The sequence below is a fragment of the Paenibacillus sp. 203 genome (genome assembly GCF_037027525.1).
Classification (GTDB): Bacteria; Bacillota; Bacilli; order Paenibacillales; family Paenibacillaceae; genus Paenibacillus; species Paenibacillus polymyxa_B.
The window spans coordinates 89,175-103,332 of sequence record NZ_JAXCHD010000009.1 but is presented as its reverse complement, the minus strand read 5'-3'; the positions used below and the strand labels follow the sequence as shown (position 1 = coordinate 103,332).

At 46.6% G+C, this 14,158-nt stretch carries 14 protein-coding genes; 2 read left to right on the top strand and 12 right to left on the bottom strand.

What is annotated here, in order from left to right; translation table 11 throughout:
- From WA407_RS20235 to WA407_RS20215, 5 genes are all read right to left on the bottom strand, one after another.
- A complete protein-coding gene (locus WA407_RS20235) occupies nucleotides 1–975 on the bottom strand; it encodes a polysaccharide pyruvyl transferase family protein (RefSeq protein WP_023990345.1) in 975 nt (324 codons plus the stop codon).
- Entirely contained in the window at nucleotides 950–2,329 is a 1,380-nt protein-coding gene (locus WA407_RS20230) for a lipopolysaccharide biosynthesis protein (RefSeq protein WP_023990346.1), read from the bottom strand. Before WA407_RS20230 ends, WA407_RS20235 begins: the two co-directional genes overlap by 26 nt.
- A 72-nt stretch (nucleotides 2,330–2,401) precedes the next feature.
- On the bottom strand, nucleotides 2,402–3,355 hold the full coding sequence (locus WA407_RS20225; RefSeq protein WP_336078244.1) for a glycosyltransferase family 2 protein: 954 nt from the start codon (nucleotides 3,353–3,355) through the stop codon (nucleotides 2,402–2,404).
- A gap of 39 nt (nucleotides 3,356–3,394) precedes the next feature.
- Nucleotides 3,395–4,336 (bottom strand): glycosyltransferase family 2 protein, encoded by a 942-nt coding sequence (locus WA407_RS20220; RefSeq protein WP_235309915.1) that lies wholly within the window; start codon nucleotides 4,334–4,336, stop codon nucleotides 3,395–3,397.
- A 205-nt stretch (nucleotides 4,337–4,541) separates the two neighbouring features.
- Nucleotides 4,542–5,342 (bottom strand): DUF1836 domain-containing protein, encoded by an 801-nt coding sequence (locus tag WA407_RS20215; RefSeq protein ID WP_254350666.1) that lies wholly within the window; start codon nucleotides 5,340–5,342, stop codon nucleotides 4,542–4,544.
- A 206-nt stretch (nucleotides 5,343–5,548) separates the two neighbouring features.
- Between WA407_RS20215 and WA407_RS20210 the strand changes: the two genes are divergently transcribed.
- On the top strand, nucleotides 5,549–6,937 hold the full coding sequence (locus tag WA407_RS20210) for a hemolysin family protein (protein ID WP_172828279.1): 1,389 nt from the start codon (nucleotides 5,549–5,551) through the stop codon (nucleotides 6,935–6,937).
- A gap of 127 nt (nucleotides 6,938–7,064) precedes the next feature.
- Entirely contained in the window at nucleotides 7,065–7,862 is a 798-nt protein-coding gene (bacA, locus tag WA407_RS20205; protein ID WP_081112421.1) for an undecaprenyl-diphosphate phosphatase, read from the top strand.
- Nucleotides 7,863–7,996: 134 nt separating this feature from the next.
- Here the strand turns inward: bacA and WA407_RS20200 are convergent, their stop codons facing one another.
- From WA407_RS20200 to WA407_RS20170, 7 genes are all read right to left on the bottom strand, one after another.
- Complete coding sequence (locus WA407_RS20200) at nucleotides 7,997–8,323, bottom strand: thioredoxin family protein (RefSeq protein WP_254329506.1); 327 nt, start codon at nucleotides 8,321–8,323, stop codon at nucleotides 7,997–7,999.
- Nucleotides 8,324–8,533: 210 nt separating this feature from the next.
- On the bottom strand, nucleotides 8,534–9,445 hold the full coding sequence (locus WA407_RS20195) for an aldo/keto reductase (RefSeq protein WP_254329505.1): 912 nt from the start codon (nucleotides 9,443–9,445) through the stop codon (nucleotides 8,534–8,536).
- Nucleotides 9,446–9,602: 157 nt separating this feature from the next.
- Complete coding sequence (locus WA407_RS20190) at nucleotides 9,603–10,346, bottom strand: alpha/beta hydrolase (protein WP_336078243.1); 744 nt, start codon at nucleotides 10,344–10,346, stop codon at nucleotides 9,603–9,605.
- A gap of 33 nt (nucleotides 10,347–10,379) precedes the next feature.
- A complete protein-coding gene (locus WA407_RS20185) occupies nucleotides 10,380–11,360 on the bottom strand; it encodes a siderophore ABC transporter substrate-binding protein (RefSeq protein ID WP_336078242.1) in 981 nt (326 codons plus the stop codon).
- 12 nt (nucleotides 11,361–11,372) lie between these two features.
- Nucleotides 11,373–12,131 carry an iron ABC transporter ATP-binding protein gene (locus tag WA407_RS20180; protein WP_028541804.1) on the bottom strand — a complete coding sequence of 253 codons (759 nt, stop codon included), beginning with the start codon at nucleotides 12,129–12,131 and terminating at the stop codon, nucleotides 11,373–11,375.
- Entirely contained in the window at nucleotides 12,125–13,075 is a 951-nt protein-coding gene (locus WA407_RS20175; protein ID WP_336078241.1) for an iron chelate uptake ABC transporter family permease subunit, read from the bottom strand. The genes WA407_RS20180 and WA407_RS20175 overlap by 7 nt, the downstream gene beginning before the upstream one ends.
- Nucleotides 13,065–14,018, bottom strand: a complete 954-nt coding sequence (locus WA407_RS20170) for an ABC transporter permease (protein ID WP_235309909.1) — start codon at nucleotides 14,016–14,018, stop codon at nucleotides 13,065–13,067. The genes WA407_RS20175 and WA407_RS20170 overlap by 11 nt, the downstream gene beginning before the upstream one ends.
- Nucleotides 14,019–14,158: the final 140 nt, after the last annotated feature.

The window sequence follows — 14,158 nt, the reverse complement described above, 5'->3', positions numbered from 1 at the left end:
TTAAGATGGCTGCTCCAACGCACTTGGAGCTTCACTAAACAGCTGCGCCTTTGGATTCGGCTGTGTCCAGGTATTATAATATTGCGAGTTCTTGCCGTAGGAGTTGTCAATGACAACATGCGGCATATCAAGCAGACAGGCCAGAATGTGACCGTGCAACCGTGAAGTGCGAACCTCTCGGTAAGAGCTGAACAGCGTAACCGCTTTGTTCATGAGATGGTCTGTATACTTGTACCAGAATGTACGCGTAGGCAACGGACCACCAATTTTCTTATCCAGTCGATAAAACTTCTGGAAATAGACAATTCCCTTCACTTCCAGCGGAGTGAACAAAGTATCCCAGTCCAGCCGGTGAGCGGCATCTGCCTCGTCATCGAACTTCTTTTGTCCACCCACCGTTTCAATATCTGTGCGCAGGAAATACAATACATCCTTCACGGTTTCCGTAGTCGGCTTCAATGGCCAGAGCTGGTGTGCCATATCAGGACATAGTGTGATACTGCACTGGTTCAGCTTGTCCTTAGCCCACTGATAAGAGCGTGTATCCCGCACAAACATATGTAGATCCGGATGAGCATTGAACAAGGCAGCGACTTCATTAGCCTTCTGTTCAGATTGAAAGTGGATCGTCTGCGGCATAATCACAATTCGGTGGTTAGGGAAATCGCGAACGATGCGTTCTCGCAAATTTTGGTGATTTGAATAGAGATCGCCGAAGTTGCCGCCGCCGTGGCACACGATAATCCAGTCACCCGGAATTTGAAGTCGATCGGGAATATCCATAGCGCTATAACGGGCACGGACACGGATGCCATTATCCTTGAAGAACGCCTCGGTGCCTTTCATGATGAGTACATCCCCACCGTTATTATAGACGGGATAATCGACATAAATGATATTCGAACCTTGGGGGACTACGTCGAGAATGACGCTCAGCTTATTTTTCAGTTTAGCCATGGGATGCAAATTCGGCATCTTTCAGTTCTCCCTTCCTGCGCTTCTTTTGTATAGTCTGAATGACAAATGTAATATCACTTTTATCAAAAATGATCCGTGATAGCGGAACATTGAAAAACATCGGGAATGAGAACAGTGAGAACGCCAATCGTACACAAGCGCCTACAAGCAAAGCAATCGCAATGCCATCCAGACCAAAGATCGGTGTACAAATAAAAAATAGACCGACGGTGATCGCATAGGCTACAATTTGCCGGAACAATACCAGTCCCGGACGTCCCAGCGCGTTAAAGGCCGAAGCTAGAATCCATGAGCCGCCACCAATGATACATTCCAGTGACAGCAGGTAGAACGTTAGCGATGCTTCCAGGAAAGCGGGGCCGTACAGCAAACCCAGCATGTATCGTCCAATGAAGAGAGCAGGCACAATGACGATTAGCATCGCAGCCATAGAGATGCGAAAAGCACGTCCTACCGTTTCGACAATCTTGCTATGCTCCATCCCCGTCACTTTTGGAAAGGTAACGTTAGTGACGGCATTTTGCACCACATTGAACACACGAGACAAGGCGTAGACGACAGAGTACAGGCCGAACGCTTTGGGTGATAGCAGCGCCACTATAACGATTTTGTCCGTTTGTGTGGACAGCGTCCCCATCAGCTCCATCCCGTAAACCCTCGCTCCATAGCTATAATAAGGACGAAGCACTTGGCGGCTGGTAAATGGGCGGAAAGCACGCACATTCATATACTTGCGCAAACGGAGGAACGCCCACACTAATGCAAGGAAACTCGCGGCAAAATTCACTGCTCCTGCCAGCTGCACATTGAGCAAGCCCATCAGCCACAGTGTCACCAGACCGATGAAATTCAGTAACGGGTAGTAAAACAACAGACCATTATATACGCTAAACCGATCCAGTCCTTGCGACAATGCTGTCGTCAGCGCTGTAAGCACTGCCAGTGGTATGGCTGCCGCACAATAAAGCTGGGACAGTTGGATGATGTCCGCACCATAACCATTCAGCCACAGCGGCATGCATATCCAGGCCACAGCCCCTGCCAACAAGCTGGCAGGCAACTGAATCCAGAGCGACAACGCCAGCAGTTCTTCCGTCGTGCCTGTTTTCTTCTTGATGTTGTAAATTAACGACGTTGGTAATCCGAAGCTCAACACACTGCCGATCAGTGTAGGCCAGAACAGAACTGCCGCCAGTTCTCCTTTCCCCTCTACTCCGAGCATACGTGCGGTCAGGATGGAAGTCAGGGTCGTGACGATTAGCACAAAAAAATTGTTAAAGCTCGTGCGCATGATCGTTTTAGCGAGACTGTCACCCGTGAATACTTTCCTTGCTGCTGTCCATGTGCTCATGTTACGTCCAACTCCTGTTCCTTATTAAGCCTCTCGTCTCTATGCTCAATCGCGTCTTATGACGCACCTCCATCAGCCTACCGTTTTTTTGGAATTACGTTCAGGCAACTGTCCCCCGCCAACAGGCTCCTTCGGGCTTGAAAAGATCGCTTTCAGCGCTCTTCTATAGCCTTGAATGGCAGTATGATTTTTCTTGGGCTTTTCTCTCAAAATCTGATACAACGTCGTCCAGTATAGTGCTGCATAACCGATAGGCCCAGATCCCTCGTCACGCAGCAAATGAATATGATTCATCACCCGCATATAAGTAACCTGCTCCATATTGTCGCGTGAGGACGGCGATTCGTGATGAAGCAACGTAAGCGCCGGGTTAATGTACAATGGGCCGCTTTTCATCGCGATGCGCGAAAGTAACAAATCCTCGCCTACGCTATAGCTTTGCAACCAAGATACCGGCTCCAGACCGCGAATCGCCTCACGACGAAATGACATATTACAACCATGGAAAAACTGGGTTCTAAACGTCTTCTTGGCCTTATGCCAGTTATACATCGAGCCGGACTGACCGCTGAGGGACAGCCTTCCTTTGGACAAAGACTGCTGGAATGACAGCAAGCATCGAATTGTTCCCATGAAGCTGTTACTCATTCCCTGTGCGATACCGCCGACACCAGCGGCCTGCGGGTAAGCCTCATAGGTACGCATCAACTCATTCAAGTAGTTGCTCGGCAGCTCAACGTCATCGTCAAGGAACAAAATGATGTCACCCTGCGCAAGTTCAGCTGTCTTTACACGAGATAACCATAATCCCGGCTGCTCCTTACGATGATATCGGTAGGTAATTCCCGCTCTGCCCAACTGACGCTCATAACGTTCCAGCACATGTTTCGGCAGTTCTCCGTCGTCAATAATCCATAGCTCGGTTTCACATGCCTCCGGTGCTCCCCCAATGGCAATTGAATTGATGCATCGGGTCAGATCATCAACCCGATTTCGGGTGCACAGAGCAATGGACAAGCTTAACATCATACTCCCCCTTTATCCTGTCAATGTGTATAAAACGGATTACTGAACCGCCGGGCCTAAATATTCGTTATATTTTTGCTTGCGCGGGTTCAGAATGAACAACACCCCCTGCTTGTATCCATCTGCGGCATTAAAATTGCGACGCAGCGTTTCTTTGAGCATCAAGTAGGATAAGGTCCATAAAAGGGCTCCATACTGAATCACTCCAGCCTTTTTCAAGGCAAGAAAATAATAGTGGTTAATCGCTGTTGCCTTGGCTACTTTGCCCGCCTTATCGCGCGAGCTTGGGGATTCATGATGAATGATGGTTAAGTCAGGATTGATAACCAATTTGCCGTAACGGCTCGCCAACTGGCACATGTACAAATCGTCAGCCACGGCATAACTGGTCATCCACGGATACGGCTTCATGTCCCGAAGCGCATCCCTCCGAAATGACATATTGCAGCCATGGAAAAATTCTGTATCGAAAACCTCCGTTGCTTCGCCCCAACGCAGCAAAGAACCTGCCAGACTACTAGGCGAGAGCTTGCCGAGGGATGGAGACATCTGAAATGTCAAAACGCCCAGCAGCTTTCCTGCCCGGCTCGAATGTAATCCCTTTGCAATCCCTCCAACACCCACAATCGTTTCATCCTGATCATAGGTATCGAGCAAGCGCCGGATATAGAGTTTATCGTCCAGTTCTGCATCATCGTCAAAATACAGCACAATATCATACCGCACAAGGGACAAGGCCTCATAGCGGGATAACCAAACGCCGGGACGACTTTTTTTATAATATTTCAAAACGCTTTGAGGCAATCCGGATACCATGTGACGGTACTGCTCGATCTGTTGGTCGGAAATATCGCCGTCATCAACAATTAGCAGTTCTACAGCCGTATGCTCCAATTGCTGCTGTACTGCAATAGATTGTATACAGCGTGTCAGGTCTTCGATCCGGTTGCGGGTACAAATGATGATGGAGACATCGGACATGCCATTACCTCCTGTGTGTGTATCCAGATGCTTTGGAAGAGATATTCAAAGTTTTTCCAATTGCTGGATTATATATGTTTATTGTATCTTTGACAGCGTTTTAGTGTATATACCTCTTTTGTATACTTTTTCAGTCTCCAAAAGGGTAGACAATCCTCTAAAAAGAGCAAAAAAAATAGGATTGGCTTCTACTGCCAATCCTGATTTACCCTTGGAAGTCCAGGAACAACGTCGCATTTACATACCGACGTGCCATGGACAAAAAATAACTATTTTGTACCGCTACTGCTGCCACCAGCAAAGTATTACGCACCGCTTCACACTGGTTAGGGGTCAAATGCTGTAAACGACTGGTGTATTGATCAGCCGCCTGAACCAGCAACTCCTCTGTCGCACCTTCTTGACGCTGCTGTCCTGTAACGGAAATTCCGTTGTCTTTTGCAAAGCCTGCTACTGCCACATCAAGCAGTTGATCTCCGTTCGCATCCAGCTCCTCAAACAAAGTTGAATAGGCGGCGTACAAATCGACCGGCTGAATCAGATCGTCCGTATCATCTTCGGGTTGTTGGAACAGGATATGAAATAGCTGACGGATGGATTCAAAATCAAGACATGATTTTAAATCTTCTACAATGAGCAATATAGCTGCCTGGTTGACCGAGTATTTTTTGCCGATCTTCGGAGCGCCGAGAAATTCCTTGAAGTCGCGTTTGACCCAATTTTGCATAGAGGCCAGTGAGACATGGCTGTATTCGACCAGTTGACCCAGGGAAACAATCTCCTGCAGCGAAAAGGCTGCGCTATGCTTACCCTTGATGATTTTATCTAGCACAGGTGTCACGTCGGTGTATAAAAATGTCGGCATCGTGCTCCCGGAGCGGGCAAGATGGCTATGAGTGCGCCTCCAGGCGTCCTGCAGAACGGCCAAAGGCTGCAATTCGCGGCGACCTTCCATGGCCAGCAGCAAATGGGCCATATCACGACGAGTAAGGGTAAAAGACTCCATCTGCTTTCCTCCCTTTCTTGCATTTCAAGTTCATTTGAACTCATCATACGCCCTCAAACTAGGCTTGTAAAGCGAAGCAATGAGCCGTGCGGGTTCTATTATGCCTTATTTTCCGTGTAAATTGGAGGTAGGTGACCTGCTACGATTCCATATGAACCTTGTATATTTCCTTTTAAGTTCTTAAAATAAGTTCAAGTGAACTTAAAATGGAGTTCCTTAAAAAATTGAACGAAAAAGGGATGAGTGAAAATTATATGGGTATAGGTGTCAGTCTATTTTTGTTTGCGGTGTTGATTTTATTTAGTGCTTTCTTCGTGGCTACCGAGTTTGCGATTATTAAAATCCGTTCCAGCCGGGTCGATCAGCTGGTCGTGGAGAACCGTAAAAACGCACTGGCGCTACAAAAAGTCGTCAATAATCTGGACGGCTACCTGTCCGCCTGTCAGCTTGGTATTACGATTACAGCGTTGGGACTCGGCTGGCTCGGTGAACCGACCGTAGTCAAATTGCTGGAGCCTATCTTTCAACAGCTCAACATCAATGGGGATTTTTCACATATCCTGGCCTTTATTATTTCATTCGTCATTGTAACTTACCTGCACGTGGTGATCGGTGAACTGGCTCCCAAAACATTGGCGATCCGCAAAGCGGAAGCTGTCAGTCTGTTAACCTCTCCAGTCATCGTGTGGTTTAACCGGATTATGTATCCGTTTATTTGGCTCCTTAACGGATCGGCCAATCGTCTGGTTCGTCTGTTTGGTCTTCAACCGGCTAGTGAGCATGAAGAAGCGCACTCTCAGGAAGAAATTCAGATCATTTTGTCCGAAAGCGTGGAAAGTGGTAAGATCAATAACACCGAATATGGCTACGTAAATCGTATCTTTGCTTTTGACGAGACCGTTGCCAAGGAAATTATGGTGCCACGTACAGATATGGTATGCTTGTTTACGAATCGCTCGCTACAAGAAAACATGCTGACTATTCACGAAGAGCAGTATACCCGTTTTCCGGTGGCGACAGATAGCAAGGATCAGATCATTGGTATGATTAATACCAAACAGCTATTCCTTGAGTATGATCGCAATCCCGAGCTTGTTTTCGACAGCCTGATTCAACCGATCTTGACCGTTCCAGAAGTTATCCCCGTCAACACGCTGCTGAAACGTATGCAGAAGGAGCAGGTTCATATTGCTCTCCTGGTCGATGAATACGGTGGAACCTCCGGCCTCATTACCATTGAGGACATTTTGGAGGAGATTGTTGGCGAAATTCGGGACGAATTTGATAAGGATGAACGGAAGGAAATCGAGAAACTGACGGAGAACAGTTATTTGATGGATGGTAAAGTGATGCTTTCCGATCTGAGTGATCTGACTGGCTTGACATTGGACAATGAAGACGTGGATACTGTCGGAGGGTGGGTGTATAGCCGGGTTCCGGAACCTAGACAGGGCAAGGAATTCATAGAAGATGATGTGAAATTTATCATTCGTGAAATGGGTAAAAATCGTATTCGTCGGGTGGAGATTATTTTACACCACACATCCCCCGCATCTGAATTGGAAGCAGAATCGGACACTTCTTCCCGGGAGTGAACCGTGTGACCTGAGCGTTTATCTTTGCACTTGTGACACTTGCGTTCACTCCTACTGAAATGACATATTCCCAGGGCAGACGACTTAGGTCGTTTGCCCTGCACGCGTGTAAGGAGGAGCTAGTAAAGTGGATATTTTATCTTCTATTATTATGGGAATTATTGAAGGACTGACAGAGTTTTTGCCGGTCTCTTCGACGGGTCACATGATCCTCACGGCTAATCTTCTAGGATTAAACACAGAGAATGATACGGTCAAAACGTTTGAGGTTATCGTGCAATTAGGTGCTGTGCTGGCGGTCGTCGTATTATACTGGCGCAGATTCCTGAGTCTGTTTGATTTCAGACGCAAAATCTCAAGTCAGCCACGTCTAAACCTGTTACATATTATTTTAGCCATGATCCCTGCGGGCCTGATTGGCGTACTGTTCCGTGATGTAATCAAGCAATACCTGTTTGGTCCTGAAACGGTTTTATATAGTTTGGTGATCGGGGGCCTGCTCATGATCGCGGCTGAGAAATTCCATCCGCCTATTAGATCACATACGCTGGATGAGATCACGTACAAACAAGCATTTACCATCGGTGTGTTCCAAGTCCTAGCTCTGTGGCCAGGCTTCTCCCGTTCAGGCTCAACCATGTCTGGGGGCCTATTCGCACGTGTAAGTCATACGGCAGCCGCGGAATTTACATTCCTCGTATCGGTTCCGATCATGCTGGGTGCATCGGGCATTGATATGATCAAAAGTATGGATCATCTGTCTATGAGTGACTTTCCAGTGTTCGCGGCCGGCTTTATTACTGCCTTTATCGTCGGGATGCTGGCGATCAAAACATTCCTTGGTCTGCTCAAACGCTTGAGCCTGACTACGTTCGCCATTTACCGCTTCGTGCTGGCGGCTGTGTTCTTTTTCATTATTTTATAAGCCATTGTTTGGTACCCATAACCAATAACTAAAAAGGGATATCCATAGGGTCTGAATGATCAGCCTTGGATATCCCTTTTACTATTTTGCGGAAAGGATAGATCGTACTGAACTATCCCTATCATGCGTTCTGATTATTGTTTGGATTCCAGCGTAGTCAAATATTCCGAAATTTGAGCTGGCGTTTTAGCGTATTTGCTGTGCAAATGAGCAATTTTTTCGCCATTACGGAACACGAGCAGACTCGGAATGCCACGCACTTGATTTTCGTCGGCAATCGGCTGAAATTTCTCTGCATCAAGCGCATAGAAATGCTTATCCGCGTTTTCCTCAATAATACCGTCCATAAATTTATCCAGTGTCTTGCAATCCGGACACCAGGTTGTATCAAATTTCACGACGGTCAGACCGTCACCGTTAATTAAATCCTGATATTGCTGCTGAGATTCGATGCGTTCCATTCGTTGGTCCCTCCTAGAGTGTATTTATAACGTCTCCATATTCACATATGAATAATAAACCGAAGCTTATTCTTATATTGTAATGATTCTTTTATAAATTGCAACTGGGATAGGTACATGTTCGAGCGTGTACTTCGGTTATAGACTGAAATGTAGCGTTTATAGCTAGGAGCAACAGATGAACACGCTTTTGTACCATCATTGCCCTTATCAGCGGTATTGCGCATCATAACGATTGGCTCGGCTGATTTGCTGTAGCGTCTGCCGCTCTTGTTGAGTTAGCGGTGCAATATCCGCAGCAGAAATATTATGCTCCAATTGTCCCAAAGAGCTTGCACCCGGGATCACAGCAGCAACAGTAGGATGTGACAAGCTATAACGAATAGCTGTCTGCCCCATACTACGGTCCGACCCTGCAAATGCCTTTAATTGCTTACGCACATCCAGCAGCTCTGCTTCATTGTAGTCCAGATATCCCTTGGCTATCTTCCCTTCCCCTTCGTCAGCCAATACACCACTGGCCACAGGCCCACGTGCAATCACGCTAATTCCCCGCTCCTGAAGCAAAGACAGTACCTCTTCCTCTGCACGCCGATCCAGTAAACTATACTGATTCATAACACTAACGATATTCGAACGTTCAACATATTCACGGATGACATGAGGGCGAATGGAGGAAATACCATAGTAACGAATAACGCCCTCCCGCTGTAGTTGCTCAAAAGCCTCTACGGTTTCGTCCATCGGATCGTCAATCGTCCCTCCGTGCAGCTGATACAGGTCGATGTAGTCCGTTCCAAGGCGCCGCAGGCTCTCTTTAACAGCAGACAGAATATATTTCTTGGATGGGTCCCATCCCCAGCTCTCCTGCCCCGGTAGACGCCGATTGCCGACCTTGGTCGCCAGGATGACATCCTGTCGTCGTCCACGGATCGCTGCACCCACGATTTCTTCATTGCGTCCGTGCTGGTACAAATCTGCCGTATCCAACAGGTTTACGCCCCTGTCTAGCGCTTCATGAATCAAGTAAACACCTTGCTGCTCCTCCGTACCGACCGACATACATCCCAAACCAATCTCACCTACCAGCAAATCCGATGATCCCAGGCGGTTTTTTTTCATTTATGCTCCCCTCACTTCCAACAACGTATAACTTTAAATTTTTAATATTCCTCTATTATACGAAAAAAATATACAAAAAAAACAACCCTAAAGACATAGAGACTCCACGCTCTCCAATCCTTTGAGGTTGTTGTATGAGATTCGTATTCCATTCATGCTATCCGAACAGCCATTGGACAGCCTTAGGAAATTGACGCTGAAAACAATCCACACGATGTACCGCATCCTGATCCAGCTCAAGAAACACATCTTTTGCATCCAGTCCCTGTGTCCGCAGCACCTCGTGTGCCTGGAGGGTCAGCGGAACCATATCTTTTTGTACATTCGTCTTCCCTTCACCTTCACGGGTCCCGACAGATATATACAAGCGATGTGTCCCATCCATCACAGTTGAACATGATGCAGATTGCATATAATCGATCATACCGGGATACCAATACGAGCCCGAGATCGAACCGATGCGTCCGAATACATCCTTATACTTGAATACGGCATACATGGAAATTAATCCGCCCAATGAGGCGCCAATGATCCCCGTATGCTCCGGTCCGGTTTGTACCGGATATCTCCCCTCGACATACGGCATTACTGTTGTAACCACAAACGCCAGATAGGCATCTCCGCCACCGCCAAAAGCAGGTCTTCCTTCTACTAAAGCCGCTACCTTCCAAGGCGTGTAATCATCCAGTCGATTTACGGGCTCAATACCTACCAGCACCACACGGGGCAGCTCTCCCGTAGAAAAACCTCTTTCCAGCTCATCCAACCCGCTTAGAAATAAAGAGCTGCCATCCTGCACATATAGCACAGGATACAGCTCATTATGATTCATGGAGACGGGAGGTGTATAGACGTGCACAAGGTACCCATCTAATAGAATTTCATCTATATGACCTTTCATCCTACACAGTCCTCCATGATGTGAATGTATTCATTACAGTGCAGCATCCATTTCCTTGATCATTTCAGATACGGATTCCAGACCATTACCTGACAGGTACCAGTAGTTAGGATCAAGGTATACAATATGACCGTTTTTGAACGCATTGGTTTTCTTCACCAGTTCATTCTCCATGGTTTGTTTGCCTGTAACCTGTTCCTTGCCTTCTTCGACCACCACAGCCCCACGGTCAACGACAAAAATATAATCCGGATTTTTTTGCTGTACATATTCAAAGGAAACCTTTTGACCATGCGTGGATACTTTAATGCCAGGATCTACAGGGGTTACGCCAAAAGCATCATGAATGATACCGAAGCGAGATTGTGAGCCATATGCGCTCAGGCTTCCTTCATTCGTCAGCACGATCAGTCCTTTAGCTTTGCTCGCTACAGCCTTGTCATGTACGGCTTTGATGGAGCTATCAATCGCAGCCAGTTCCTGCTTGGCAGCATCCTCTTTGTCGAAGATTTGGCCTAGTGTTTCAACGTTTTTCTTAAAGGAATTGATATAATCCTTGGTGTCTACAGCCATCGAAATGGTCGGTGCAATTTTACTCAACTCTTTATATGCATCAGCTTGTCTGCCACCGATGATGATCAGCTCAGGAGACAGATCACTGATTTTCTCGTAGTCCGGCTCAAACAGCGTGCCTGCACTTGCATATTTGGAATCTTTAAATTTGCTCAGATACGTAGGAAGATCCTGCTGCGCTACTGCCGCAACGTCAACGCCCAGCTTATCCAGCGTATCCAATGAACCGAAATCAAAGACAACGACATTTTTTGGATTAACTTTGACTTGGACCGGGTTTTCATCCAGTGCGTGGTTGACCGAGATGGTTTTGGATTCCGTTGTTGCAGCAGAGGAGCCGTTTCCAGTCGCTTCCGGTGTTGCCGGAGCTGCTGTGCCACAGGCCGACACAATCAGTACCAATGCAAGCATTAGCGTTAAAAACATCATATTTTTCTTCATTTAACATTCCCCCTAAGTGAAATAAACGCAAATTTTATGGTCACCGATCTGTTGAATCGGAATATCCATATCGTACAAATCCTTTAATACCTGACTATCAATCATCTCGTCAGCCGTTCCTTGTTTTAGCAACCTGCCATCCTTCATCCCTACAATATAGTCTGAATAGCAGGAGGCAAAATTAATGTCATGCAACACGACCAGAATCGTTTTGCCGAGATCATCCACCAAACCGCGCAGCGTCTTCATAATCTGAACCGAATGCTTCATATCCAGATTGTTCAGCGGCTCATCCAGCAGGATGTATTCGGTGTCCTGAGCCAGAATCATGGCAATAAAAGCCCGCTGTCGCTGTCCCCCACTAAGCAAATCAATATGCTTATCTTTCATATCCTCCAGTCCCATGTAGGCCATAGACTGCTCCACCATTTTGCGATCCTCGCTGTTCAATCTCCCTTTGGAATACGGAAAACGGCCGAAGCTGACCAGCTCCTTCACGGTTAAGCGGATATTAACATCATTCGTCTGTTTTAAAATAGATATCTTGCGGGCTAGCTCCTCACTTTTCGTCAGGCTCACGGCCTGTCCGTCAATGAGGATTTCTCCCTCATCACTGTCAGTCAGGCGACTGATCATCGACAATAAGGTGCTTTTTCCAGCGCCATTAGGGCCAATAAAGGAGGTAATGGTTCCTTTAGGTACAGTGACGGATACCTGATCCACCACATTTTTATTCCCGTAGCGTTTAGATACGTTTCTGACTTCTACCATGACTTATTCTCCCGCAGCAAAAGATACAGGAAGTACACCCCCCCGATAAAGTTAATAATGACACTGACCGTTGTCGATAAGTCGAATACTCTTTCTGCCAGCAGTTGGCACCCTGCCAATGCAATGACGCTAACACAGATGGAGGCCGGAATAATATAACGGTGCTGATAGGTTTTCATCACCTGATAAGCCACATTGGCCACAATCAATCCGAGAAACGTAATCGGCCCGACAAGCGCTGTAGAAATGGAAATGAGAATCGCTACAATTACCAGCAGCCTTTTAATGATAAAACCATAAGGAAGACCCAGGTTAATCGCATGCTCCCGTCCCAGCGACAGCACGTCCAGATACTTGATGAATCTCCACGCATAAGCGAATACGAGCACAAGAATAAATACAGAAAGCCACAATAGCTCGGTATTTACGTTACTGAAGCTAGCAAAGCTCTTGTCCTGGATTTTCGCAAATTCGTTTGGATCAATCAGTACCTCCATAAAGGTAGATAAACTGTTAAACAGCGTGCCGAACACCAAACCAATCAGCAAAAGTACATAAATCCCGCGTCCATCTTTGCGGAAAATTAATTTGTATAGCAGTCCTGCGAACAGCACCATCAGCCCCACCGATATCAAAAAGTTCAATTCTTTGCTGGTCGAAATGAAAGGGACGGAACCAAATGCAAAAATAATCGTCGTCTGAATCAGCATATACAGTGAATCCAGCCCGATAATACTTGGAGTCAAAATTTTATTATTCGTAACCGTCTGGAAAATAACGGTTGCAAAAGCAATGGAGCCACCTGTCAGAATGAAGGCTGCGATCTTTTTCAATCGTCGTGGCAGCGCGTAATGCCAGGTATGCGGAAGATCTATAAACACGAAAGCAGCAATCAACACAAGCGCGGCAGCGGCTAATATTCCGATTTTTAATTTAGGATTCATAAGCCCTTCTCCTCAGCAGCAAATACAAGAACAACGCGCTCCCGATCACACCAACCGTAAGCCCTACAGAAATTTCATACGGATAAATGATCACCCGTCCCAAAATATCGCAAAACAGCACAAAGACCGCGCCCAAGATCGCTGTATGGGCCAGGCTTTTTTTCAGATTATCCCCCATATACATGCTGACCAGATTGGGTACAACCAGCCCCAAAAAGGGAATCGTCCCAACCGTTAAGATGACAACAGAGGATACCAAAGCCACGATCACCAAACCGACATTGACGGTGCGCTTGTAATGTACACCCAAGTTGGCCGCAAAATCCTCACCCATGCCTGCAATTGTAAAACGATTCGCATATATGTACGCCAACGCAACCAAAGGAACACTAAGATATAGCATCTCGTAGCGACCACTCATGATTAGAGAAAAATCCCCCTGCATCCACGAAGAAATGCCCTGGATCAGATTGTATTTGTAAGCAAAAAAGGTCGTTACCGAATTTAAAATGCCTCCAAACATCAAACCGACAAGCGGGATAAATACCGGGTCCTTGAAACGGATTTTATCCAGTATTTTCATGAAAATCAGTGTTCCCCCTAGAGCAAATCCGAAAGCCGTCAGCATCTTCGTCCAGAATCCCGCCGCTCCAAACACCATAATAGCCATCAGCACACCCAATCGTGCCGCATCCATCGTCCCTGCGGTGGTGGGCGATACAAATCGGTTTCGGGTAAGCTGCTGCATGATCAATCCACAGATACTCATACTCGCCCCTGCGATAATGATACTGATCAAACGTGGGAATCTGCTAATCAGGAGTACCTGCGCCTGATCGTTGGTTAAGTGGAACAAATCAAGTGGAGTTACATCATGAACACCAATAAACACCGAGGCGAAAGCCAGTATCAGAAAAACCAGTATTAAATAACGCAATTTCATCTCTAACTAAGGGAGCCTGTCCAATAACCTGTACCAAGCTTCGGCCCTGTCCTCCCCTCCAATAATGATAATCATTATCAAAAATCAACTAGCATAAATTATAGCAGTGATATTGTATCTGTCAAATTTTTTGCAATGAA